The organism is Deltaproteobacteria bacterium, assembly GCA_016180855.1.
Lineage (GTDB): Bacteria > UBA10199 > UBA10199 > JACPAL01 > JACPAL01 > JACPAL01.
Map to the genome: position 1 here is coordinate 186872 of JACPAL010000002.1, position 25180 is coordinate 212051.

The 25180-nt window shown below is 51.6% G+C and carries 20 protein-coding genes and 1 pseudogene; 7 read left to right on the forward strand and 14 right to left on the reverse strand.

The window, feature by feature from the left end; genetic code table 11:
* Positions 1 to 52: 52 nt before the first annotated feature.
* The 4 genes from moeB to HYT77_00990 are packed head-to-tail and all read right to left on the reverse strand — an operon-like array spanning position 53 to position 4946.
* Positions 53 to 1222 (reverse strand): molybdopterin-synthase adenylyltransferase MoeB, encoded by a 1170-nt coding sequence (gene moeB, locus HYT77_00975; GenBank protein ID MBI2066571.1) that lies wholly within the window; start codon positions 1220 to 1222, stop codon positions 53 to 55.
* Between the two features lie 35 nt (positions 1223 to 1257).
* Positions 1258 to 2541 (reverse strand): hypothetical protein, encoded by a 1284-nt coding sequence (locus HYT77_00980; GenBank protein MBI2066572.1) that lies wholly within the window; start codon positions 2539 to 2541, stop codon positions 1258 to 1260.
* 8 nt (positions 2542 to 2549) lie between these two features.
* Positions 2550 to 3863, reverse strand: a complete 1314-nt coding sequence (locus tag HYT77_00985; protein MBI2066573.1) for a hypothetical protein — start codon at positions 3861 to 3863, stop codon at positions 2550 to 2552.
* Between the two features lie 9 nt (positions 3864 to 3872).
* Positions 3873 to 4946 (reverse strand): hypothetical protein, encoded by a 1074-nt coding sequence (locus HYT77_00990; GenBank protein MBI2066574.1) that lies wholly within the window; start codon positions 4944 to 4946, stop codon positions 3873 to 3875.
* Positions 4947 to 5240: 294 nt separating this feature from the next.
* Between HYT77_00990 and HYT77_00995 the strand changes: the two genes are divergently transcribed.
* Positions 5241 to 5531, forward strand: coding sequence for a hypothetical protein (locus HYT77_00995; protein MBI2066575.1), 291 nt, complete (start codon positions 5241 to 5243; stop codon positions 5529 to 5531).
* Positions 5524 to 6006, forward strand: coding sequence for a hypothetical protein (locus HYT77_01000; GenBank protein MBI2066576.1), 483 nt, complete (start codon positions 5524 to 5526; stop codon positions 6004 to 6006). Before HYT77_00995 ends, HYT77_01000 begins: the two co-directional genes overlap by 8 nt.
* A gap of 4 nt (positions 6007 to 6010) precedes the next feature.
* Here HYT77_01000 and prfB read toward each other — a convergent pair.
* The 6 genes and pseudogenes from prfB to HYT77_01030 form a co-directional block, all read right to left on the reverse strand.
* Positions 6011 to 7066, reverse strand: a pseudogene (gene prfB, locus HYT77_01005) (peptide chain release factor 2).
* Positions 7067 to 7134: 68 nt separating this feature from the next.
* Positions 7135 to 8682 (reverse strand): apolipoprotein N-acyltransferase, encoded by a 1548-nt coding sequence (gene lnt / locus HYT77_01010; GenBank protein ID MBI2066577.1) that lies wholly within the window; start codon positions 8680 to 8682, stop codon positions 7135 to 7137.
* Between the two features lies 1 nt (position 8683).
* The gene (ybeY, locus tag HYT77_01015) at positions 8684 to 9013 is read right to left on the reverse strand and encodes an rRNA maturation RNase YbeY (protein MBI2066578.1); all 330 of its coding nucleotides are present in this window, start codon (positions 9011 to 9013) and stop codon (positions 8684 to 8686) included.
* Positions 8988 to 11111: an HDIG domain-containing protein gene (locus HYT77_01020; protein ID MBI2066579.1), complete on the reverse strand. Its 2124-nt coding sequence runs from the start codon at positions 11109 to 11111 to the stop codon at positions 8988 to 8990. The genes ybeY and HYT77_01020 overlap by 26 nt, the downstream gene beginning before the upstream one ends.
* Positions 11089 to 12081: a PhoH family protein gene (locus HYT77_01025; GenBank protein MBI2066580.1), complete on the reverse strand. Its 993-nt coding sequence runs from the start codon at positions 12079 to 12081 to the stop codon at positions 11089 to 11091. Before HYT77_01025 ends, HYT77_01020 begins: the two co-directional genes overlap by 23 nt.
* Positions 12078 to 12494 carry a YjbQ family protein gene (locus HYT77_01030; protein MBI2066581.1) on the reverse strand — a complete coding sequence of 139 codons (417 nt, stop codon included), beginning with the start codon at positions 12492 to 12494 and terminating at the stop codon, positions 12078 to 12080. The genes HYT77_01025 and HYT77_01030 overlap by 4 nt, the downstream gene beginning before the upstream one ends.
* A gap of 242 nt (positions 12495 to 12736) precedes the next feature.
* On the opposite strand from HYT77_01030, the gene HYT77_01035 reads away from it, so the two are divergent.
* Positions 12737 to 13309, forward strand: coding sequence for a ribonuclease H-like domain-containing protein (locus HYT77_01035; protein MBI2066582.1), 573 nt, complete (start codon positions 12737 to 12739; stop codon positions 13307 to 13309).
* A 72-nt stretch (positions 13310 to 13381) separates the two neighbouring features.
* Positions 13382 to 14002: an RlmE family RNA methyltransferase gene (locus tag HYT77_01040; protein ID MBI2066583.1), complete on the forward strand. Its 621-nt coding sequence runs from the start codon at positions 13382 to 13384 to the stop codon at positions 14000 to 14002.
* A gap of 238 nt (positions 14003 to 14240) precedes the next feature.
* Here the strand turns inward: HYT77_01040 and HYT77_01045 are convergent, their stop codons facing one another.
* Positions 14241 to 16391, reverse strand: a complete 2151-nt coding sequence (locus HYT77_01045; protein MBI2066584.1) for a thrombospondin type 3 repeat-containing protein — start codon at positions 16389 to 16391, stop codon at positions 14241 to 14243.
* Between the two features lie 178 nt (positions 16392 to 16569).
* Between HYT77_01045 and alaS the strand changes: the two genes are divergently transcribed.
* The gene (alaS, locus tag HYT77_01050) at positions 16570 to 19182 is read left to right on the forward strand and encodes an alanine--tRNA ligase (GenBank protein ID MBI2066585.1); all 2613 of its coding nucleotides are present in this window, start codon (positions 16570 to 16572) and stop codon (positions 19180 to 19182) included.
* Here alaS and HYT77_01055 read toward each other — a convergent pair whose 3' ends face one another.
* The 3 genes from HYT77_01055 to HYT77_01065 form a co-directional block, all read right to left on the reverse strand.
* Positions 19183 to 19881, reverse strand: coding sequence for a tetratricopeptide repeat protein (locus tag HYT77_01055; protein MBI2066586.1), 699 nt, complete (start codon positions 19879 to 19881; stop codon positions 19183 to 19185).
* A 3-nt stretch (positions 19882 to 19884) separates the two neighbouring features.
* A complete protein-coding gene (gene bamD / locus HYT77_01060) occupies positions 19885 to 20613 on the reverse strand; it encodes an outer membrane protein assembly factor BamD (GenBank protein MBI2066587.1) in 729 nt (242 codons plus the stop codon).
* Between the two features lie 276 nt (positions 20614 to 20889).
* A complete protein-coding gene (locus tag HYT77_01065; protein ID MBI2066588.1) occupies positions 20890 to 22935 on the reverse strand; it encodes a thioredoxin domain-containing protein in 2046 nt (681 codons plus the stop codon).
* A gap of 167 nt (positions 22936 to 23102) precedes the next feature.
* On the opposite strand from HYT77_01065, the gene HYT77_01070 reads away from it, so the two are divergent.
* On the forward strand, positions 23103 to 23738 hold the full coding sequence (locus HYT77_01070; protein ID MBI2066589.1) for a hypothetical protein: 636 nt from the start codon (positions 23103 to 23105) through the stop codon (positions 23736 to 23738).
* Between the two features lie 89 nt (positions 23739 to 23827).
* A complete protein-coding gene (locus tag HYT77_01075; GenBank protein MBI2066590.1) occupies positions 23828 to 25180 on the forward strand; it encodes a lysine--tRNA ligase in 1353 nt (450 codons plus the stop codon).

Sequence of the window (25180 nt, forward strand, 5' to 3'; positions counted from 1 at the left end):
CGGGGCATAACAACTTTTCCCCTCAACCGTCAAGAACAGAGCAGGAACTGGATTATGAGTCTCCTCGTCCCGAGCAAAACCATTCGTAATCAATGAGTTCTTTGATCGTCGGCCTTTCTCCGCAGACGGGACAGGCCAAATCCCTCCGGACCTTCATCTCACGAAATTTTTGTTGGAGGGCATCATACATCAGGAGTCGACCGACGAGCGGTTGGCCGATATCGAGAAGAAGCTTGATTGCCTCTACTGCCTGGATTGAGCCGATAATTCCCGGCAGGACACCGAGCACCCCTGCCTCAGCGCAGGAAGGGGCCATTTCAGGAGGGGGAGGTTCCGGATAGAGACAACGGTAGCAGGGGCCGAATCCTGGTTTGATGACCATCACCTGCCCCTCAAAACGGAAGATGCTCGCATCGACGAGCTGTTTTTTGGCAAGGACGCAGGCGTCGTTGATGAGGTAGCGTGTGGCAAAATTGTCACAGCCGTTCACAACGACATCATAATCAGCGATGAGTCTCATGACGTTTTCACGAGACAGTTTTTCCTGGTACGGCATGACCTTTACCTGCGAATTGATCCCCCTCAGCGTCTTTTTGGCCGATTCAACCTTCGGGCTCCCGACCTCGTATTCACTATGCAGGATTTGGCGTTGGAGGTTTGTCAGGTCGACCTGGTCATAGTCGATGATGCCGAGCGTTCCAACCCCTGCGGCTGCGAGATAAAGGGCGGCGGGGCAGCCAAGGCCACCGGCGCCAATCAGAAGGATCTTTGAAGAGAGGAGTTTGAGTTGTCCTGCCTCACCCACCTCGGGCAAGAGGGTATGGCGGGAGTAGCGGACCATCTGGTCGTCACTGAGCATTTTACGATTTTCAATCGGGAGCCCTGCGTTCTTCCAGCCGTTGAAACCGCCGCTCATTGAGGAGACCTTCTTGTAGCCGAGCTGCTCGAGTGATTTTGCCGCGAGCGCGGAGCGGACCCCCCCGGCGCAGTAGCAGATCACCTCGCTGTTTTTGTCGGGTACCTCCTCTTCGACCTCGAGCTCCAGAAAACCACGCGCGATCGTTTTTGCCCCCGGGACGACACCCGATTTCCACTCATCCGGCTCCCGGACGTCAATAAGAACAAGATTTTGATCTCTCTTGCGCAGCGTATCAGCCTCTTTAGGGCTGATCTCCCTCACCTCACTTTTGACTTTTTTAAGGAGTTCCTGAAAGTTCCCCATAACCTGCTAGAAGGTATGGGAAAAACAGATAGGTGTCAAACAGGATCGGCCTCATCTAGACGACGTAAAGCCTCAAGGCCTACTGCATCTGCAGATGAAACAGCAGTCGCGACTGTTGGAGGAATACCTTTTTGGGGAAACAATGCCACATATCTCCTTACGCTCTCCAGGAGTGCAATCTGATCTCCTCTCAGTTGGCCCCCCTGAGCCTCTATTCGAAGCGCTGTTTCCACGGCTTCACGTAACGTGGGAGTACGCTCGAAGTAGCCCAGCCGTGCAAGGTCATCAAGAATGGCAAGGCCTGGTGGGTTAAGTTCCCTGTGTTCTGCCATCCAGGAAGGGACACTTCGGAGAAGGGCCATTTGTCGTTCCGAGGCAAACCCGAGCGGTTCAGCCCTGACCGCCTCCTCAAACAACCATTCTTGAAGAGAGGCCGCCCTTCGATCTAAAACTTCATTGGCACCACCAAGGCACCCAACCATATCATTGGCGGACTTGATGATGAGGTTGTATCGCCTCATCATGAACAGAAACCCGCCCGCAATGGCAAGTCCGGCGACCAGACCTCCAAGCAGCTCGGCCCCATTCTGGCGATCATTCCTTAGAAAGAGGCCAACGGCTCCGGCACCGGCCCCACACACGGCAAGCATCGATGCCAAAAATGCAAATCGTGGTGTAAGGTGTCCTGTAAGAAAAAAGATCGAGGGAACGACAACAGAAAAGCCACCGATCCCCATGCCGGCGAGCAACATCCCGACACCGTTTCCCTCTCCTTGGACGACCGTTGTTGGAGTTACTGGCGGGGACGGCGGGGTGTAGTGTCCTTCAATATGTGGGCTCACAACATACCCCACAAGGTCTCCAAAGGCGTTCTCACCCTGAGTCCAGGCGGCAACCTGTGAATCAACAGCATCCCCATTGGTCTTCTTGCCTGCCTTTTTGATCTTGGCCATGGCAAGCGTGACAAGGGCACCTTTTCTGGGATCCTCGCCAGAGGAGGCGGTCTTCATGGAATTTTGAAGATAACGACGCAGCTCTTCGGCATCGGTAAGACTGTTTCGGAGCGGAGCCGTTGAAGGGGTGATCGGAATCGATTGGTTCAGGCATTCAAAATGGTCTGGTGTGGCCCAGCTCAAATCACGCAAGATTGTCTGTGAAGGGAGGACCGCATTTCCAGCACTGTCTCTCCTTAAGCCAAGGCTTGTGTGTAACGAGGTACCAAAGACCGGTGCGGCGTCCAAATTACGCTCCAGATATCCTCGTACCTCCTGCATCCTTGCTGGGTCACAGATTGTTTTTGGTGCTGTGGGGGATGTCACGGTTCCTCCTAGAGATTTCCTATATCAGGCAGAGCCGCCTTGGGGTGACTCCGCGTTGTTTTTCTTGTTCCCTCTCGATGACGAGGCTTGTGAGACTTTTTAGGCTCCTTGGGAACTCCAAACGTATGTGTTGTTCTGGCCTTAGCTGGCAAGGTGCCATCGACGCGCTCCATATATTCAATCTTCCAGGTCCCACTCTCAGGATGCCTTCCCTTTTCCGGTTTGACGATCCAACCGGCCTTTTCATCATAATAGGTCCCGTCCACGATAGACTCGAGCGAAGGGATGATACGCACGATCGTCGAGCCGTCCCCTTCGAGTGTTATGTTTGCCTCGTAGATCTTTCCTTTGGGATCGGTCACCTTGATGTACATCCCACCGCCCCTTGTCGAATTTATTATGACCTCACCCACATCGCCTGTAATCGATTTGACCTCTGCCCGGATTGGCTGCTTTGATGTGGCAGCAGGAGGAGCTCCAGCCGGTTTGGCACCACCCGCGGTCTTTACTGTGGGGATCTCAACCGACTCGACATGGAACGGGGTCAGCTTGTTGATCCCCTCGGCAGGGTTGCCTCGCAACTCGTAAAGGGCGATCTGATAACGCCCCGGTTCCGTTGGTGTAAATTCAACCGGGATCTCCATGGAAGGTTTTGGATTTTTTTCGTCAAAATTTCTCCCACGTGCAATGATCCTCCCAGTCGTTTCCCCTTCTTTTGTGCCTGTCTCATGGGTGACGACCCAGAAGAGACGAATTCTGACGGTACCTTGGAGGGCCAGGATCCTTTTGTATGGCTTGCCCAGCTCGGGCCTTGCCTTTTCCTCCGAAGAACCGACACGGGGGGGCAAAATCTCTCTCCTCACATAATCGGCAATTCTGACCGGGTCGCCGTAGAGTTTCAGATCGGCTGTCTTTCTTCCGTAGGTATGGGCGGGGTTGGCACCATTACAGTCGAGTTTGGGTGAGCCGGGTGAGTCCCCACAGCTGACTCTCGGATACGGTTCAACCCCCATTTGTGCCTTGCTGGGGTCGGCAGGATCTTCACGAAAACTAATCTTGGGAGCCTGTGAGATGCCAACATAACGATCATCCTTGTCAAACAGCAGGGGGGGGAGATCAACGTAGGAGTATCCTCTTGTCGGGTCGGCCTCTGATGCAACCCCCATTCGGATTACGACCTCACGTCCTCCGTTAGTTGTGGTATTGACAACGGCCTCCCCATCCGCGCAGACGAGCTTGGCCGCCATCTCTGTATTATCCATGATCGGGAACTCTGCGCAGATTGCGGTTCGTTCATCTTGTGTGAGCCTGATCGTGCCCATAATGATCCTTTATTTTCCCCTCACGGTTGCCCAGCTGCTGCGTCGTGCCTCAAGCGCTGTGACAGCAGGATGTGGTGCGCCTTTTGTCGGGGTGATACCGCCTGGCGGTGTGGTCCCTGTTCTTTTTGCGGAGCCGCCTCCCAAGCCAATCTTGGCAGTTGCCTTAGCAGTGCCGCCCGTCGGTGTGGTAGAGACCGGGGCGGGGGTTGTTGAAGGAGGGCCGCTCGTACGTGCCGGTTTCTTTTCGGCACCGAACCGGTATTCAAGACCAAGCGCGATCGGTGGTCTCTCCGGTGTCTCGGCGAACCGGGAATAGATGTTATCGGTCCGGCTCGCCTCATAACCGCTCAATGTCTGTTCATGATTGAACAGTGTTAAAGAGAGCTTTACTGCGAGTCCTGGAAGTGAATCGGGGGCTGGTTGCCAGACAAGGAGATCCAGCGAGCTGTCCACCTGGAAACCGAAGGCATATTGGCTACTGGCGCCGTTCAGTGGCAGGTCTGGATAAGAGACAGGGGCAAGCGTGATTGTTTCACAGCCGTTACCGGGTGCATCACTGAACGGGCCGCTGTCGCAACGGTTGGTAACAATCGGGTTCTCTCCTTGAACCGTTGCCGTTGAGGCGGCTCTTATCTGGCGAAAGAGGCCGAGTCCGATGTTTGCCCCAATCCGACTCGAAAGGTATTTGTTGTATCGGTACTGATATTCTGCGACCTGCAACCCCAAAAATGCGGCCCAGCGATTGTCAACAGTCCCACCGGACTTCTCAACACTCGGATTTTGGAGGGCGGCAACATCAATTGGCATTGTCTCTTCGTTTTGTTCTGCCGCCGCATTCTCTTCTGCTTGGGCGGCATTGATCGCATCTCCCCTTTCACCCTCTGTGAGGGGTGAGGTGACACCAACTCCCCGGTACAGAAAATGACCGCTTAGTGTGGGGCTGATGAGCCTAACATGATGCTTGCCGTTGCTGGCAGCCCACCGGATGAAGTTCTCCTGGGCATAGAGTCTCAGGGCAGAGTCGCCGAGCCTTAAGTCCACGCCGACCGTCAGATTATTATGTCCTATTCTCCAGTCACCCATGTTTTTAAGATCCCCTCTTTCAAATATAAATTAAAAATCGGCTCTAACGGGATTATCGGTTACCGAAGGCTCTTGTTGCGTACAAAATGGGACTGTTGAAAAATGCCATCTGCTGCGTTCCCCTCGTCGCCGGCTCCCCGACGTACCCTCAAGTACGCCTGCGTCGCGGCTCCTCGGGGTGCCTTGCAGCTGGGCATTTTTGAACAGTCCCCAAAAGCCATTTTTCAACACACCCAAAATGACTTTGTAAATTCTGCCTTGATATCTTCTGATATCAAATGATATATTGTCGAGATGAAACCACTTTTTGTTCGAATTGATGAAGATTTGGAGCGAAGGCTGACCGACCTGTGTCGGCGTGAGGGTTATAAAAAAGGGGCATTGGTTACGAGACTGGTTCGTGAGTTTATCGAAAAGAGCGGTATTTCTTCGAACCCCATCAAGGCGGCGGAGGATTTTGGTATCGACATTTCCCTTCTTCAGGAGCGACTCAAAAAAACACCGACTGAACGTTTGAGGGATCATGCACAGTTTCACCAGTTTGTTTCGTCGATCAGGGGAGCGGCACTAAAACAACATGACTAACTTCGAAGAACTTCTTAAGGAGCTGGTTTCCTCCGACATCGATTTTGTTGTCGTTGGGGGGCTTGCAGCCGTGACGCACGGCTCGGCGTACGAGACCAGAGATCTGGATATCTGCTATCGGCGTTCGAAGGAGAACATCAAAAAACTGGTTAGGTTGTTGAAATCGCTTCAGGCAAAACTCAGGGGTCCAAAGGAAGAAATTCCCTTTATCCTGGATGAGAAAACCTTTTCCTTCGGAGTAAATTTTACTTTTACCACCCGGCTTGGAGATTTTGATCTGTTAGGGGAGCTGGGGGGGGTCGGTTCCTATGAAAAGGTCGAGGCGGTATCGGAACCGATTGATCTTTGCGAACTCAAGATCAAGGTGTTATCACTCGATGGCCTTATTGCATCAAAGAAGGCGGCCAATAGGCCTAAAGACCAGATGCATCTAAAAGAACTTGAAGCGATCAAAGAGCTTAAAAGAAAAATTTGATGATTTAGCCTTGTAAAAGAAACTTTCGGATAAACGGATCAATCTCGCCGTTTAGAACGGCATCGGCGTTTCCAATCTCGAGGTCCGTTCGGTGATCCTTGACGAGTCGATAGGGATGCAGGACGTACGAGCGGATCTGCGAGCCGAAATTGATCGCTGCCTTGGACGCCTCGATCTTCTCTTTTTCTGCCTTTTTCTTCTCCACCTCCATCTCGTACAATCGGGCCTTCAGAAGACGCATCGCGACGGCCCGATTCTGGTGTTGGGATCTCTCATTTTGACAGGCGACAACAATGTTGGTGGGGAGATGGGTGATACGAACTGCTGAATCGGTCTTGTTCACCTTCTGTCCTCCGGCGCCGCTGGAACGAAAGGTATCGATTCGGAGGTCGGACTCTTTAATATCAATCTCAATCTCCTCCTCAATATCGGGATAAACAAAGATCGAGGCGAATGAGGTATGCCGCCTCTTGTTCGCATCAAAGGGGGAGATCCTCACGAGGCGGTGAACACCGTTCTCTGCCTTCAAGTAACCATACGCATAAGCCCCGGCCACTGTTACGGTGACCGAACGGAAACCGGCCTGATCTCCCGGAGTAAAATCAACGACCTCATTTTTGTAACGATGTTGATCAGCCCACATCCGGTACATCCGGAGGAGCATCTCGGCCCAATCGCATGATTCGGTTCCACCGGCCCCGGCATTAATTGAAAGAATGGCCCCGCAGGCATCCTGTTCGCCCGAAAGCATCTGTCGAAATTCGATGTCGGCGAGTTCCCGGGTCAGCTTTTCAACCTTACCCTTTGCCTCCGCTTCCAGATCGGGATCGGGGAGATCCGAGATCAGTTCCACGGTTGCTCCGACATCCTCCAATTCCTTTTCGATCTGTCTCCAGTGCTGGGTCTCCTCTTTGAGTCGATTAATCTCGCGTGAGACCTGACCGGCGGTTTTGGAGTCGTTCCAAAAATCAGACTGATTTGATTTTTCTTCCAGCTCTTTGAGGCGGGCCTCTTTTTTAGTTAAGTCAAAGCCGCCTCCGAAGCGGCTCTGCCTTCGACTGAATCGTGGAGAAGAGTTCTTTCAATTCGCGGCTCATACGGGGGATCCTAATCAAATTTCATGAGGAATCAATTTCTTTTAAAGCGCGTCCGGAGGTGCAGACCCAGCAGGAGAACGAGACAACCGATCATAAAAACATCTCCGAGTCGGGTATAAAATGTCACTGGTCCTCCCAGACGGATTTTGGATGGGAGGATCGCGGACTGAAAGAGCGGGGCACGGGCGATCTCACGACCGATTGGGTCAAAGACAACGGTGACACCTGTATTCGTTGCGCGTGCGAGATACCGGCGATTTTCCATCGCCCGAAATCGCGAGAAGAGAACATGCTGGTCGATCGCCGAGGAGCGCTCATACCAGGCATCGTTGGTAAGGTTGATCAACAGATCGGCCCCACCTTGAACGAATCGACGTGATATCTCGGGGAAGAGATCCTCATAACAGATGGTGACCCCCATCTTCATCCCTGAGGTCTCCAACAAGTGAAAACTGCCGCCAGAAGAGAAGTCGGCATATCCCGGCACGATTTTGTTTAAGAAGAAAAGCGCCTTTTTCATCGGGACATATTCCCCTACCGGCACGAGGTGGTTTTTGTGGTATTCACCGCGTAGAAAACCGCCCGGCTCGATCAGGAGCGCACTGTTGTGGAGGCGAAAGTTATCCTTTTCCGTAGGGGGCCACTCCTCGGGAATCCCCCCTTGGTAGGTCACCGCGCCCATGAGGAGCGGTGACTTAAATTGATCAATCACCTTGATCTGACCAAATCCTGGCGGAATCACAGCGGGATAAGAGGCCTCCGGCCAGAGAATCAGATCGGCCGGATATTTTCCTTCCGCCTCTTTTGTGAGACCAACATGATCAAAGACAATCTCCTCAATCTCTGTCGTGAGCCATTTCTCCTCTTGAGGGACGTTCCCCTGAATGAGGATGAGATTTTTTTCTGTCTGATTGTTCCAGGTCTTGCCAAGATGATGCTCCCGCCACAAGCCGTACAGAGAAGAACCCCCCACGGTTATGATAAAGAGAAGGAGAAGCTGCTTGGGAAGCCTCCTTTCTTTTTTTAGATAGAGAATGATCTTGCCCAGGAAGACGTTCCCGATCAGGATGAGGAATGTTATTCCGTAAGGTCCTGTGACATCGACAACCTGAAGAAACGGCAACGCCTCTGTTTGGCTGTAGGCAAGGGAGGACCATGAAAAACCGCCAAAAGGGAAAAAATTGCGGGCCCAGTCCTGCAGGAGCCACATCACGATAAAGCTAACGGAAAAAGGGAGACCGTGGCGACACAGCCACCTCGCGAGTGAAAAAGCCAGTCCCAGATAGAGGGACAAAATGGTCACCAGAATGAAAAGAGAGAAAAGGGTTGCACTGGTGGAAACGTTCCCATGGACCTTCATCGCAATGAAAATCCAGTAGAGGGAGAGGCCATAAAGAGGGAATCCGGTGGCGATCCCATGCCAGAAAAGGACCTTCCCTTTTTTCACCGATCTTACAGAGGAGAGATAGGTGGGGATTAAGGCAAACCACGCGAGTGGCCAGAGGGAGCTGGAAAAGTCCCCTGCCCGAAAAGGAAAGGCGAGGGCAGCCAGGAGGCCTGAGAGAAGAGAGGCGATCATTTCAGACATCCTCAATCTTTTGCAGGAGCTCTTCCGTTTTTTTCCACATTCGCTTTAGCTCCTTGGGTGAGTGATCCTCATAGCCCAACAGGTGAAGAAGTCCATGGATCGACAGAATTTTGATCTCCTTCAGCAAGGAATGGTTTTGCTCCGTTGCCTGTCGTGCTGCGGTATCGAGGGAGATCACAATCTCTCCCCAGCAGTGGTTTTCGTTGATTGGAAAGGCAATGACATCGGTTGTCCGATCATGGCGAAGATACTTTTTATTATAAAGGCGGATCTCCTGGTCCGAAACAAAAACAAGATCAGTTTCTTTTCCGGTCAGTCCCAATGCGCGGAATAGTTTTTGGAGGGAACGTTTGATCCTCCCGGAGGGAATTTTCCTGGAGGGGTGACGGTTCAGTAAATTTATCGACATGGGGCATCGTGGGTCTTGGGGATTCTTCCTTACGTGGCAGCTCCGGGTATTCAATCCGTTGATGATAGATCCCCACCAAAATCCGCACGAAACTCTTCCCGATCAGCTGCAAATCCTTGAGCGTCAACTGGCACTCGTCCAACTGACCGTCAATAAAATTCTTGTTAATCATGTTTCGCACCACTTCCTCGATCCGGGCCGCCGTTTTCTCCTTGAGAGAACGGGTTGAGGCCTCCACCGTATCGGCTAAGAGGATAACTCCGGCTTCACGTGTCTGGGGTTTTGGTCCGGGGTAACGAAAATGTCGCTCATCAACGACATGAAGGTCGGTCTGTTCCGCCTCCTTGGCCTTGGCATAGAAATAGCTGATCAATTTCGTTCCCTGGTGCTGAGGGATGATGTCCAGTATTTTTTGGGGCAGGCCGTATTCCTTTCCCAACTCAATCCCCTCCTTGACGTGGGCGGCGATAATCAGGGCGCTCATTGAGGGTGATAAATGGGCATGGCGATCCTCTCCCACCGGCTGGTTTTCAATATAATAGGGGGCCTTCTTCATCTTCCCGATGTCGTGAAAGCAAGAGGCAACGCGGGCGAAGAGAGAGTCGGCGCCGATCGACTCACAGGCCGCCTCGGCGAGTGTTCCAACAAGGTGACAGTGATGATAGGTGCCCGGGGCGCGAACGATCATCTCTCGGAGTAGGGGATGGTTGAGGCTGCCGTACTCAAGAAGCTTGATCGGTGTCAGGTAGTTGAAGAGTGGCGACTCAAAAAGAGGAAGCAGGAGAAAAGTAAGAACGGCGCTGAAGACTCCGCCTAAAAAGGAGAAGACGAGCAAGGTCGGGAGCTCGTTGACGAGGGTCATGTGGCTGGGAGAGGTTGTGTTCGCAAAGCTTAAAATAAGGAGGGTTGCTGCATTGACGAGGCCAACCTGAATCCCGCTCTTGAGAAGTTGGGCTCGACTTCGTACGGAACCGACAAGGACGGCAGCCACAAGGCCGCCTGATAAAAAATACAGCATGTACAGCACATTGTTTTCCAGCAGAAGGCTTGCCAGGACCGAAAACCCGATTGAGAAGAGAAGTGCAATTTGTGGCGTCAATAAGAGACGAACTGTCATCGCTCCTGTTGCGACGGGAAGTACCAGATAAAAGGCGTTGAGCGAGACATCAAATGGGAGCAACTCCTTGATGCCCGCAGAAAAATAGAGCAGGGATCTTTCTACAACCAAAAGAATAAGAATGAGTATTCCCTGAAAAAGATAATCGACCCGATTCATCCTGAAGTTTCTCGGAAGAGACTCGCCGACGGCATAGAGGAGCCCAAGAAAGAAGAGGGTAAAGGAAAAAATGCCAAACCAGCGTTCCCAGGCTTCTATCTTGACACGCTTGGCTTGTATCCCCTTCAAGACATTGACGTGCCACGGGGCGATCCGATCACCGCTGCGCAGAATCGACTCCCCCCGTTGGACCTTAATGACCACCTCCTTGATTTCAGAGAGGACCTTTGCCTTTCGTGTCTCCGTCTCCTGCTGGTTCAACACAAGATTGGGCCGGAGATCCGTTGGGCGTGAGGTAAAACGCTTTTTTGCCTCTTCGAGAGTCAAGACCTCGTCCCATTGCTTGAAAAAAGTCGGTTCAGTCGCTGGCATCGAAAGCAGACGGAGAAGAACTCCCTTTTCCAACCAGGAGGCGAACTCTTTTTTATCGCTGACTATCTTGAGACCGCGTGAGGCGCGATCATCCCAGTCAAAAACGGGAAGAACGGCGCCCAATTTTTCCTGCTTGAGTTTCTCAGTCGCCTCTTCATCAACAATTTCATAATCTCGGTCGGCCCGAATACTGTAACCGGCAATAGCCCCTGCCCGAAGATCGATCGGGAACTCCGTCCATGAAGAATTCATCACGAGAGAAACGGTCGCCGCAAAGAGAAGACAGGCGAGGAGAGCAAAAACCGAACGCCATCCTTTCAATAGAGATTTTCCAAGAAATTTATTTGTTATCCAGTTTTTCATGACGATTCCTTTCGTAGGCCATTACAATCTCGGATACGAGACGATGCCGGACGACATCCCGTTGGTCAAAATGTTGGAAGGCGATACCTGGAATCCCCTTCAGGATTTCTGCTGCTTCCTGGAGGCCGGAGATACGACCCGGAGGGAGGTCGACCTGAGTGACATCTCCGGTTACAACAACCTTGCTGTCAAAACCGAGCCGGGTCAGAAACATCTTCATCTGTTCGCCGGTGCAGTTTTGGGCCTCGTCGAGAATAATAAAGGAGGCATTCAAGGTTCGGCCACGCATAAAGGCGAGTGGCGCAATCTCGATGACACCGGTTTCAACCATCTCCGTGATTCGCTCGTAATCAAGAAGGTCGTAGAGGGCATCGTAAAGAGGTCTTAAGTAGGGACTGACCTTTTCGTACATATCGCCTGGAAGAAATCCGAGTTTCTCTCCGGCTTCGACGGCCGGTCTTGATAAAATAATCCGCGAAACCTGCTTCCGGGAGAGCGCCATGACGGCCATTGCAACGGCAAGATAGGTTTTTCCTGTCCCGGCAGGTCCGATTCCGAAGACCATGTCGTTCTGACGGATTGCCTCAAGATAGTCGCGTTGATTGGCACTCTTTGGGACAATCACCTTGTTTTTGACGGGGACAAAGATGCTGTTCTCCAGGAGGTTTTGCAAGTTGGCATTCTGGTCCGAGGCAAAAACGCGGATCGCCTGTTCCACATCGGCACCCATCACCGGAAAACCGCGGCGCACCATTTCATAGAGCTGATGAAGAACCTTTTCGACAAGGGCTACCTCTGTTTGATGTCCCCGTATGCTGACATGGTTCCCTCGGATATCTATCTGGACGCCGAGTTTTTTTTCGATCGTCCGGATATTCTCGTCCTGGACCCCAAAGAGATCCCTGGCGGCGTTTGAATCCTCAAACTGGATCTTGGTAAGACTTGGCTCTTTACCTGAATGCTTTGTCACCTTTTCCCCCTTTGTTGTGGTCCTGTCTGTGGTTCTGGCTCTACTGAGGCCAGTTGGACCACGACCTCGCGCCTTTTGGCCGACGGCTCATAATCAAGCAAAAAAAGATCCTGCCATGGCTCGAAGATAAACCGCCCTTTTTCAATGGGGATTGTTAATGAGGCGGGCCAAAGAGGGCGCAACGAGGCTGGAAGGGAACGAGCGAACTCCTGCTTCAAGGAGGCCCTTAAGTCAGCTGCTGCCTTCCCCTCTATCGGCAGTACGACCAACGCCGCCCCGCTCAGACGGGATAGCACGGTTACCGCTCCGCTATCGAGTTTGGTCTCGCGGATGAAGGAACGAACGTCATGCCCAATATTAATCAGATCTATGTCTGCTGTGGTTCCCACGTAGAAGCTTTTGAGTGTAATCATACCACAAAAAACAAAACCCGCATCAATTCGCTCGGCGGCTGGCAAAGCCACACGCCTCGCTAAAGTCAGGGGAAGATTCTATCGCTCCCCCTGACAACCCCCATCGCTAAGCGGGGGCACACCAAAAAAACAAAACCCGCATCAAGATTGGTGCGGGTTTGAAGTTAAGAAAATGCTACGCCTTTCAATAGGTTATGTCAAGGCGGTTGACGAGGGACGCTTTTCTTTGACATGTGAGGCGAGTGAAGCAGATCGTCCTTGATATTGAGACAAAACGGGGCTTTGACGAGGTGGGGGGGAGGGAAAATTTCAAGGATCTTGGGGTCTCACTTGTCGGGATTTACAGGTATGATACCGAAGAGTATGTCTCCTATGAAGAAAAAGACCTGGTCCAACTGGGACTACTCCTCTCATCAGCAGAGCGGATCATCGGATTTAATATACGACGCTTCGATTTTCCGGTCCTTCAACCCTACTTTAAAGACCTAAAACTCGAAAAACTGCCGATACTGGACCTTCTGGAGGAGGTTGAGCATCGTGTTGGGCATCGTGTGAGTCTTGAAAGCGTCTCCCAGGCGACCCTTGGTATAGGAAAAAGTGGGAAAGGGACCGATGCCATTGTTTATTACAGGAATGGAGAGATCGAAAAGCTTAAGAAATACTGTTTGGATGACGTTCGTCTCACAAAAGAGATATTTGAGTTTGGCAAGAGATGGTCAAAGATCTATTTTCTCTCCAGGGATAGGATGGGAAAGATAGAGGTGCCGGTTGATTGGAGAGATCCAGACCCTCCATCCAACCTCTCTCTTTTTTAAATGATTACAAATAGTTAAAAGATCTGTAATCCCCCTTGAAATCTATTTTTTGATGCAATAAGTGAACGGTCCATGGCCATGCATCCCTATGAAAGAAAAGACTTTTACTATAAAAAAGCGAAGAGTCTCGGACTCAATTCTCGAGCAGCCTTTAAAATTATGGAATTGCATTCGAAGTTCAGACTTTTCAAGCCAGGGATGTACGTTGTTGATTTAGGGGCGTCACCAGGCGGATGGCTTCAAATCATCTCAAAAGAGGTAGGTCCTTCAGGGCAGGTTATTGGTGTCGACTTAGAGCCGGCTGTTGGAACTCCAGCAAAGAACGTCTTGTTTATACAGGGGGATATACGTGAAGAGAGGACGCAGAACAGGATATTGTTAGAGTTAGGGAGGAAGGTCGATGTCGTTGTCTCTGATCTGGCCCCCCACCTCTCAGGGGTTAAGTTTCAGGACCAATATAATTCTTATGAACTCGCCGAGATGGGGCTTAAATGCTGCAAGCTGGTTTTAAAAGAGGGTGGCGATTTTGTAGTCAAGATATTTCCTGGGGAAGAGCTGGAACAGTTCAAGGGAACGCTTAAGGCCTGTTTTGTTCAGGTGAAGGTCTATATCCCCGATTCGAGTCGTAAAAGTTCGTCTGAAATCTACCTTGTCTCCAAGGGGTTTTCCTCTCGTCATAACGGTCAGTCCTGATGGGACTGTTGAAAAATGCCATCTGCTGCGTTCCCCTCGTCGCCAGCTCCTCGACGTACCCTCAAGTACGCCTGCGTCGCGGCTCCTCGGGGTGCCTTGCAGCTGGGCATTTTTGAACAGTCCCCAAAAGCCATTTTTCAACACTGCCGGTCCGGCAGGATCGCTTTCGAACAACATTTGGAGAAAGGAGATGGGGGATTTAGATAGGCGAGAGATGTCTCCTTTCTCCGCCCCTCGCCTAAAGCTTAATGCACATGAAGTATCGTCTCCTCCCGTAAACAGTTGCTAGATTTTTAAACTGTCGCTTAACTTTTTTATTTCGTTGCAAGGCAAATCTAAAAATTAACAGCGGAAGCAACAGGAGGAGGGAATGGTAGGCTGCCCGATTGTCAAAATTATTCCCTTCGATCCGGCAACCGCAGCCGCCTCCCCCGACAAAAGCGTCTTCCGTACGTGACAGAGAGCCTTCGGAGCCGTTCGGCAGGGGATCACACTCGTCTCCGATTCCATCCGTATCGCTGTCTATCTGGTCCGTATTGAAGGCGTTGACACAGTTGTCTCTTGCATCATCAATAGAGTCGCCGTCAAAATCGCCATCACACGCGTCACCAAGCCCGTCCCCATCGGTATCGATCTGCGTCTCATTGGCGACGAGGAGGCAGTTATCGTTGGCTGTGCAGACACCGCTGATTGCATTACCGCAGTCACAGAACCCGTCTCCATCCAGATCGGGGTCCAATGGCCCGGCACCGTTTTGGTAATACGGTTCGTCAATCTCGAGGTTATCGTCACAACCATCGGCATCCGTATCCTGTGCTAATGGATCTGTCCCAAAAATATTCCGTTCAATCTCGTCCGGGATGGTGTCTCCGTCGGAATCGATTGTGCTCTCGCTAAATTCGAGGTCGCAGCTGTCTCCGATGCCGTCACGATCCGAGTCTTTTTGCCAATCGACCTCTGTTAATCCCTCGGTGTTGGGACCGTTGGAGACAACGGTGCAATTATCCGCCTCGTTAAAATAATCGCTGCAATTCCCGCAATCACTCCTCCCCAAGCACCCTTCATCCGGATAGTTGGGGTCGAGGGTATTTCCGCTCGTTACATCCTGGAGCAGATCGCAGATCCCGTCGTTATCCAAGTCGGGATCGTAAACAGGCACGGCAACTGTATGGACCACCTCAACGGTGCCACTGCCTTCTCCCTCAATAACAATCGGGTCAACCACGCAATTAGTATGTGTCACTTCCGCGTCAGGATAAATCTCATCATTGCGTGGGCATTCCACATCCCCGCCGCGGCAAAGGCGGTAAACTGTTTTACCCTTCGTTTTAAACGGCTGACAGAGACCTATCTTTCCCCCCTTGCCACCTAAGCATTGCTCTTCAGTCCCCTGACAGCAGACATCGCCCTCGCCGTCACAATACTGATCACCATCGGTGTCGTATTTGACAGGGCTTGAACCTTGGCGGATCTCATCATTGTCGGCAACTCCATCACCATCGATATCGCTGTCACAGCCATTACCACGACCATCCTTGTCCAAGTCCTGAATATCCCGATTCTCGGTGCGGCATGCCTCAAAGAGACCGTTGTCATCCGAAGAGAGGCATTTTCCACTCTTCTCTCTTTCAGTGGTGCAAAACTTTTTGAAGTTTAGTGTTGAGCAGACGGAGGTCTGCATGTCGGGTGTTATTCCTTCGACACACTTGTCCTCAGTATCAAGAATGCCGTCGCGGTCCCGATCCTTTTCCACAATCAAGGTCCCCTTGAACTCACATTCCGTTGCCTCTTGCTCCTCACAATCAGGGTGGGTCGCTGGGTCATCATAGATATTTACACCATTTTGGCAGATACCCTGTTCTTTATTGGCGACCTCAATCGTAAGGTGCTGGACGATCGGATGTGATTCCAACCCTTCCGGAATCTCAATGGCACACTTATAGTTTTCCCCCGCCCTCTCACGAGTTAAGGCGACCGCATCGATAACAATTCCCAGTGAACTTCCGTCGGAGGGATGTTTACCGCTCACCCAGACCGCCCTTTCAGTAATATCTCCATCGGGCATGTCGGTGCAGGTTCCAGCCCCGATTGTGAGAGGCTCATCCAGCGGAATGACAGCCCCTTCCATTTGAGAAACAAATGAGATGAGGCATTGACACTTTTCAACCTCTTCGGAGGTGGCTGAACTGACCGCGTAGTTTAAGGTTCCACGTCGTGTTGCACTATCATCCTCAAGCCAGACGGTGCAGGCGTTTTGTCCCGTACACTGCTCATCGTAGCTGTGGCAGTCGCCATTAACGAGATGGGCCGAAGCCAATCGGTAGCTACCCGCTGTCATCAGCATCGCCATCGCTATGGTTAAAGAAATTTTTTTAATGGAGGGTCTCACTCTAAGACGATTATCGATTGACGGCTGCAAAAGTTTCGTGATCAGAGATCCCGGTCCGAGGAGAGCCATTTAACCCATTAATTTTAAATGAATTTTTTGACATTTTTTTTGCTGTTTTCTTTGGTTTAAGCTCGTTGCAACCGGTGAATAGCCTTGTTAGTAGCGTTCTTATAAGATGATGCTCTCACGTGACATCAGGGAACAATTCCTGCAGTATTTTGAAAAAGAGGCGCACAGGCGGGTCAAGAGCGGATCGTTGATTCCGGCCAAAGACCCAACCCTTTATTTCACGAATGCCGGGATGGTTCAGTTCAAGGACTACTTTACCGGTCTGGTCAAACCCTCTTTTTCCAGGGCGACCACCTCACAGAAGTGTCTTCGAGTCTCCGGAAAACATAATGATCTGGAGAATGTTGGCCGGACCGCCCGTCACCACACCTTTTTTGAGATGCTGGGGAATTTTTCCTTTGGAGACTACTTCAAGAAAGAGGCGATCCGCCTTGCCTGGAACTTTCTGACGATTGAGATGAAGATTCCAAAAGAGAAACTCTGGATCACCGTTTATGAAAAAGATGATGAGGCGGAGTTGCTTTGGCAGTCCGAGGTGGGGGTGCCGAAGGGCAGGATCATTCGTCTGGGAGAAAAGGACAATTTTTGGTCGATGGGTGAGACCGGTCCTTGCGGGCCTTGCTCCGAGATCCATTATGACCATGGTGAAAAGTACGGGTGTAAAAAACCGACCTGTGCCTTGGGGTGCGATTGTGACCGGTTCATGGAGATATGGAATCTGGTTTTCATGCAGTATGAGCGGAGTGCCGACGGCTCTATGAAGCCTCTTCCCAAGCCATCGATTGATACCGGCATGGGTCTCGAACGGCTCTCTGCCGTTGTTCAGGGAGGGCATTCCAATTATGAGAGTGACCTTTTTGTCCCGTTGATTCATGAAATCGAGCGGTTGACCGATCGACAGTACGGCGGTGAGGAGGAGGTGAGTGTTTCGATCCGCGTTCTGGCGGATCATATTCGGGCAACGGCCTTTCTCATTGCGGATGGAGTTCATCCTTCGAATGAGGGGAGAGGGTACGTTCTCCGACGAATCATGCGTCGTGCGATCCGTCATGGAAAACTTCTTGGTCAATCGAAGCCGTTCTTTTTTGAGCTTGTTGATTGTCTGGTTCGAGAGATGGGCGAGGCGTATCCCGAGCTGAAGAAAGAAAAGGAGGGGATCACAAGGGTGATTCGTGCCGAAGAGGAAAAATTTTTGGAGACGTTGGGGACGGGGATGCAGATTATTGAAGAGGAGCTCGCCAAGATCAAAAATAGTCGTGAACATGTCCTGGCGGGGGATGTTGTCTTCAAGCTTTATGATACTTACGGATTTCCGATCGACTTAACGGAGTTAATTGCCCAGGAGCACAAACTGGATATTGATATGGCCGGCTTTGAGCGCTTGATGGAGGAGCAAAAAGGACGTGGCAGAAAGGCCTGGAAGGGATCGATAAGGGTTTCGCCAGCCTTGGACGTCGTTCTGGAAGGGGGCTCTGATTTTACCGGTTACGATCGACTTGAAGATCAAAGTATTGTGGCGGCCTTGTTGAACCCCGATGGAGGGCGCCTTGATAAAATAGGGGTAGGAGAGAAAGGGATCGTTGTTGTCAAAAGAACCCCGTTTTATCCGGAGGGGGGTGGTCAGGTTGGTGATCGCGGTGTCCTGGCATCAAGACAGATGAGGGCGCTGGTCTTGGGTGCTAACAAACTACCCAATGGTACTATCCTTCACCCTATCCAGATGGAAGAGGGGAATCTTCAGGCAGGGGATGAGATTGAGCTCAAGGTCGATCGCCCGTTTCGTCAGGGGACGATGACTCACCATTCGGCCACCCATCTTTTGCATGCGGCCCTCCGGGAAATTTTAGGGACGCATGTTCGGCAAGCGGGCTCCCTTGTCGAAAATAATCGCCTTCGCTTCGACTTTACCCATTTCGAGGCGGTGTCGAGACCGATACTTCGCCAGATTGAGGATCGGGTGAATCAAAAGATTCTTGAGAGACTTCGAGTGACCCACCAGATTCTCTCTTATGATGAGGCGATGAGGGTCGGGGCACTTGCCTTTTTTGAGGAGAAATATGGGGACAAGGTTCGTGTTGTCAAAATGGGAGATTTTTCGATTGAGCTTTGTGGTGGAACGCATGTATCCAATGTGGATGAAATTAAACTGCTCAAGTTGGTTCAGGAATCCTCTGTGGCCGCCGGTATTCGACGGGTGGAGGCGGTAGTGGGGGATTCAGCATTGAGGAAATTGCAGGAGATGGAGGATCAGATCTCCAAGATCGCTGGCTCCTTGAGGGTTCCCGCAACCCAGGTGGCGGAGCGCGTCGAAAAATTATTGGAACAGATAAAAACGCTCGAAAAGGAACTGGAGCATCAGAAGAAACGGGCGGCGACCGGTTCGGGAGGGGTTGAGGAAAGGGTTGAAGAGGTGAAGGGTGTCAGGCTCCATTTTTTAAAATTGGAACTGGATGATGCGAAGGCGTTGCGGGATTTGTCGGATCAGAAGATCCAGAAGTTCGGGAGTGGAATCCTGTTTTTGGCAGGGGTTGGGGGAGAGAAGATGTCACTCATCCTTCGTGTCTCAAAAGATCTCACAGGTCGTTACGATGCGGGAAAGCTGCTCAAGGAGATTGCCTCTTCTATTGGTGGTTCTGGGGGCGGTCGTGCCGATATGGCCCAAGGGGGTGGGCCTTCCCATCAATGGGAGATTGCCAAAAGACAATTGACGGAACGGATCTGACTATTTTTGGGTTGTGCAGAGTCGTAGATAAAGCCTTGCGGTCTCGTTTTCCTTGTCTCTCTTCAGGACCTCTTCCCATTCCTTGGAGGCCGGCTTCACTTTACCCGTGACATAATAACTCAAACCAAGTTGTATCCGCGCCGGCAGATAATCAGGAAACTTGCGAGTTATTTCAGAGAGCTCTTTAATTGCTTGTTCCTTCTGGTTGTTTTCGCGGTAGCAGATCCCCAGTTTGGTTTTAATGTCCTTGTAGTCAGGGCAGAGGGCCAACGCCTTCTTATATTCTTCAATTGCCTCTTTCAAATGTCCGATACCGGCGTAGGTGTCTGCAATACCCGAATGCATGTTGGCAATCTTTCCACGCAAGACGGGGTTCATGCCGTCCGGCTTTTTTTGTTTTTGTTGAATCCTCTTGTAGAGGGCCTTGGCCTCTTTGTATTCCCCAAGGTCATTTCGGAGGACCGTCAGATTCAGAATCGCCTCGGTATAGTTCGGGTTGATGCTGAGGGCTTGCTGAAAGCAGGCGATGGAATCGTTGAATTTCCCCTGGGCATGGTAGAGGACCCCCAACATATTGAGGACATCGGCGTATCGGGCACCCCCCTTGAGTGTTTTGAGGAACAGTTGCTCCGCGCGCTCGTAATTTCGGCTTTCAAAATGTCTTTTGCCTTCTTCAACTAATTCTCGTGTAGAGGCCATCCGTTAAGCTCCCGCCTTTCGTGCCAATCTTCTTCGGTAAGAACTATTCGGGAAATGTTGATCAAAGATGGTTAAAATGTCCAGACATTTGTCTTTTTGCCCCAAGTGGAGATAGGAGCGTCCCAGATAGTAAAGAGCCTTCTCATCGAAGCCCAGATCGTTATGTTTGGTAATGATCTCCTCAAAGCGGGGGATCGCCGCCAGATATTCACCGGTTCGGTAGTAAAATCGTCCGACATAGAAAGAGCGGGCTGCCAGCCGGCGGCGTGCCTCGGTCCATTTTTCCTTGGCAACCTCGCGATACTCACTGTTCGTATCACTCATTGTTAGCGTAAAGAAGTGGATTGCATCGTCCAGATACTGCTGGTCCCGGTCGACCGCTTTAGGGCTTTCCTTCAGATAGCTTTGCCCCGTTCGGTAGTAGACGTAATCAATTCGTGGGGAGACGGGATGAAGGCGGGCAAATGCCCTGTAAGACTCAACGGCGACGAGGTAATCCTTTTGACGGAAGTAATTGTCGGCGATCTCGATCTCTGCCTCGATGGCCTCCGGTGATCCGGGGTACCGGCTTTTTAAGAGCTCCAGACACTCGTTCGCTTTTTCAAAAACCTTATCCTCGGTGTATCGATGGCATTCCGTATACGCCTCCTCTGCACTTTTGGCCTTCGAGAGGAGGGGCGGCTTGGTGCAGGCGAGGGTCAAAAGGAAAATGAGGCAAGAGATTTTTTTCATTCGTGTGACGGCTTCCATCTTTTTTGGTTCAATCGTCAAGGCTTAGTACTTCGACTCGTAATGACTATGACGTATATACAAAGCCAAAAAAATCAACAAAATTACTCGCTCAGCACTAGTCTTGAGTAAATAAATTCGTCACCGAATTTATCCGCCTCCGCCAGAAAGCCCTGCCGTCTTGCGGCGATGAATGGTCCGGAGATCCGAAGCATTGGCAGAGGAGGGTCGGTGGCTACGGGGATTCCGCCAAGAAACCCCGCGGTCTTGATCGAAGGACTAAGGGCTTGGATCGTTTACAAGTTTCTTGGCTAGTTCCAGATCATTCGTCGGTTCGCGACAGGTCTGATTTTCACAGATGTAGACCGTCGTGAGTCCTCCTTTAAGGGCTTTTCCTTGCAGGAGGGGGATCGCTTTTGAATCTTGCCGGCCGGTCGGTTCTCCGACAACAAGGACCTTGTTCGGGAGGAATGTCTGCTGAAAGAACTTTGTAGCCTCATCCCGTCTTGGGTCGGCTCCCTTCCCAACCACCACAATCTCTTTGGATTGATCGAGCTCAAAATCGAGGGCGATCAGCGCCTGGGCATGCCCCATCGGGTAGCGGGTGATCTCAGCCGAGATTGATTCGAACAGTTGACGGGCTTTTTCAAGGTAGCCCGGCTCTGCCGTTAGGGCGTGGAGCCTGAGGAGATTTAAGGCGGCAACCGAATTGCCTGACGGGATGGCACCATCATGGACCTCTTTTTTCCGAATGACCAATTCCTTCTCCTCAGGGCCTGTAAAAAAGTAGCCCCCCCCTTGAGCATCCCAAAAAAGTTCATCCTCTCTTTTTTGCAGGATTTTGGCCCATTCAAACCACTGGGGATCAAAATCCGACTCGTAGAGGACGAGAAGGCCATGAATCAGAAAGGCGTAGTCGTCGAGTGTTGCTGTAAAGCGGCTGTCACCATCCCGATAGCGACGTAGAAGTAGGGGCGCTGCTTGCTGCGCCCCCTCGTGCCATAATTTCCCCCGAATAAAATTGGCCGCCCTCCGTGCTGCCTCCAAGTATCTCTTCTCCCCCAATACCTGGTGACCTTTTGCCATCGCGGCGATCATCAGTCCGTTCCAGGCGGTGAGCACCTTGTCATCCTTATAAGGAGGAGGACGGCTCAGGCGTGCCGTCCGTAGTTTTTGGTGGGCTGATGTGAGGAGTTTCGAATCTTCCTCCCCCCATTTTTTGTTGGATCCCGTATGCAAGATGTTGGTCTGGTGCTCGAAATTTCCGGAAGGAGTCACTCGATAAAGGTCTCTGATCGCCTCGAACTCCTCTTTTGTGAGCAGGGACTTGAGATCTGCCTCTCTCCAGACATAATACTCCCCCTCACGCCCAACCTCGCCCGCATCTTCGGCGGAATAGAATCCCCCCTCGGGAGAGGTCATGACGGAGAGGACGTAGTCGAGTGTCTGTTGGGCGACGGAGGCATAGGCCGGTTTGCCTGTCACCTGAAACGCCTCGAGGTAACTCCAGGCAAGCAGGGCGTTGTCATAGAGCATCTTTTCAAAGTGGGGGACGAGCCATTGTTCATCCGTCGAGTAGCGATGGAACCCCCCGCCCAAATGGTCGTAAATCCCCCCTCGCGCCATCGCATCCAGGGTTGTGGTGACGATCTCGAGCGCCCTCTTTTCTCCGGATCGTCTGTAGATTCGAAGCAGGAGCGAGAGTCCGATTGTAGGTGGAAATTTTGGGGCCTGCCCAAAGCCGCCATAGGTATCGTCGAAACTCGAGTTCATCTGTTCATAGGCTGATCGCAAGACCGCCTCCGAAACCTGTTGTTTTTCAGGGGCGGCGTTTCTTTGTCTCAAAAATTCGAAGACCTCCTCCCCGGCTGCAACGATTCGTTGTGGCTCCTGTTTCCAGGTCGTTTGCAGGCGGTTCAACAACTCCAAAAATTGGGCCTTCCAGAAGAAGGTACCGCCAAAGACCGGTTTCAAATCGGGGGTCAGAAAAACGGTCATCGGCCAGCCCCCCCGTCCGGTCATCCCGACCACGGCATCCATGTAGATCTTGTCGACATCGGGATGCTCCTCCCGGTCCACCTTAATACTGATGAAATCACGGTTGAGGAGGTCAGCAACATCTTGGTGCTCAAACGAGTCCTTCTCCATCATGTGGCACCAGTAACAGGTGGAGTAACCGATTGAGAGGAAGATCAGCTTCTTCTCATTCCGCGCCGCCTGAAATGCCTCCTCTCCCCAAGGGAACCAATGGACGGGGTTCTCCTTATGCTGCAGCAGGTAGGGGCTTTTCGTCTCCCCCAGACGGTTCTGTTTTTTAAGCGGCATCTCAGGGACCGATCCTTTTAATGGAATCAGGATTACTATGGCGATGAGGTATTTCCAAGTCATTTTAGGCGTACACCCCAAGAGTACATTTTATGGTCTCTTAGCCTGATTTGAGGAATTTTTTCAACCTGGAGATCGATAACAAGAGTGTCAAAAGGAGGTTTCACATGGAAATTGATGTGACAGGGGGTCAGTGGAAGGAGTTCTTTTTAGGTCTCCAGCGGGTTATTGATCTCCCTCCCGACGAGGTCTATCGATATGGAGGGAGTAACTGTGGATTGGATCGTAGCTTAGAGTTACAAGTATATCGAGGGACTGATCTCAAAGCGATTACACGTGGAGTGGATCGTTTTGGAGAGTTGGCAGAAAAGACAACTGGCCCGAACAAGTCTGTGGCCTCAGCGTATGCCATAAGGCTCAAGGAGTTGTATAGGGACTGGTTATTTGCCCACCGGGCGGTAGTGGGGCAGATCGATGGAGATAGGTATCTCGTCCCTATTGCAGATCAGGTCTTCAATACCCATCGAGACGCCCTCTGGGCGTTCCGGAATTATGTTGATGGGGCCCGGGTTGCAATAAGGCGCTCTGAGATCGGTGCCATTGCTAAGGGCGTTGAATTGGGGGAGGATCTCCACATCCAACGGATGGTTCAGGGGCTCAAGCAGTTTATGAATAATCCACATGGTATCGGTGCGTCTGTTGGTGATCGCGTTGCCTCTGCCATTTCTGTCGGTGCGTTCGGTTTTGCCATTGGCGTGATAGTAACGATAGCGGCGGTTGCTGAGGGGAGAAACCAGCCTTAGTCTCTTCTTCTCATATCTATGAATCGAAGGGAAAATACGGTATCTCTTCTTGACTTCCCCTACAAAAAACGGGACTTTTCGCGGCGACTATGTCGCTTGAAGAGGAATATCAGAACCGGCTCGGTCGTTTGAAGGGACTTCAGTCGTCCGGGATTTCCCCCTATCCGAATCAGTTTCCTGTCAAGAACAGCGCCCGTGAGATCCATGAGCGGTTTGATTCTAAAAGTGCCCAGGAGCTGGAGTCGGTCCAGGAGGAATTTGATCTGGCCGGCCGGATCTTGGCCGTTCGAGCCTTCGGGAAGGCGGCGTTTCTTCAGATCAAGGATCGGACCGGCAGGCTTCAGATCTTTGTTGAACAGAAATCACTCTCGCCCCAGATGTTCGAGCTCTATCAAAAACTCGATCTGGGCGATTTTGTTTATGTGAGGGGGAGACTGTTTCGGACCAAGACGAATGAACTCACGTTGCGTGCGAAGGAGGTTCGACTTGCCTCCAAGGCGCTCCGGCCTCTCCCTGAAAAATGGCACGGGCTTCAGGATGTCGAGGTTCGCTATCGTCAACGCTATCTCGATCTGATTGCCAATCCCGAGGTCCTCGAGGTTTTTCTTAAACGGGCCCGGATCATCCAGCTCCTCCGGCGTTTTTTTGAGGAGCGCGAGTTTGTCGAGGTCGAGACTCCGATGATGCAGACGCTGGCGGGTGGGGCGGCGGCAAAACCTTTTGTCACGCATCACAACGCCTTGGGTCTTGATCTTTATCTTCGGATTGCGCCGGAGCTTTATTTGAAACGGCTGGTGGTGGGAGGGATCGAACGCGTCTTTGAGATCAATCGCAATTTTCGTAATGAGGGGATCTCTACGCAGCATAACCCGGAATTTACAATGCTCGAGTTCTACCAGTCGTACGCCACCTATGAAAATCTCATGACATTGACGGAAGAGCTGTTTGGCTCTCTGGCCCGTGCGGTCTACGGTCAGGAGGAGACGGAGTATGGGGGGAAGAAGATCTCCTGGAAACCCCCCTACTCCAGAATAACCTATGAGGAGATGAAAAGGGTGGGAGAAGAGAGCCTCATTCAACCGACCTTTGTGACGGAATTTCCGCTTGAAGAGTCTCCGCTCGCTCGCAAGAGCGACAAGAATCCGAACCTTGTCGATCGCTTTGAACTCTACATTGCCGGGATGGAGATTGCGAATGCCTTCTCTGAGTTGAATGACCCACTGGACCAGGCGGAGCGATTTCGTATGCAGGTGGAGGCACGCCGGAAGGGGGATGAGGAGGCGATGCCATATGATGAGGATTATGTGACCGCCCTTGAGCATGGGATGCCGCCGACCGCCGGTGAAGGGATCGGCATCGATCGTCTTGTGATGTTGCTCACCAATCAGCCGTCGATTCGGGACGTGATCCTGTTTCCTCTCTTAAAGCCGAAGGAAAGATAG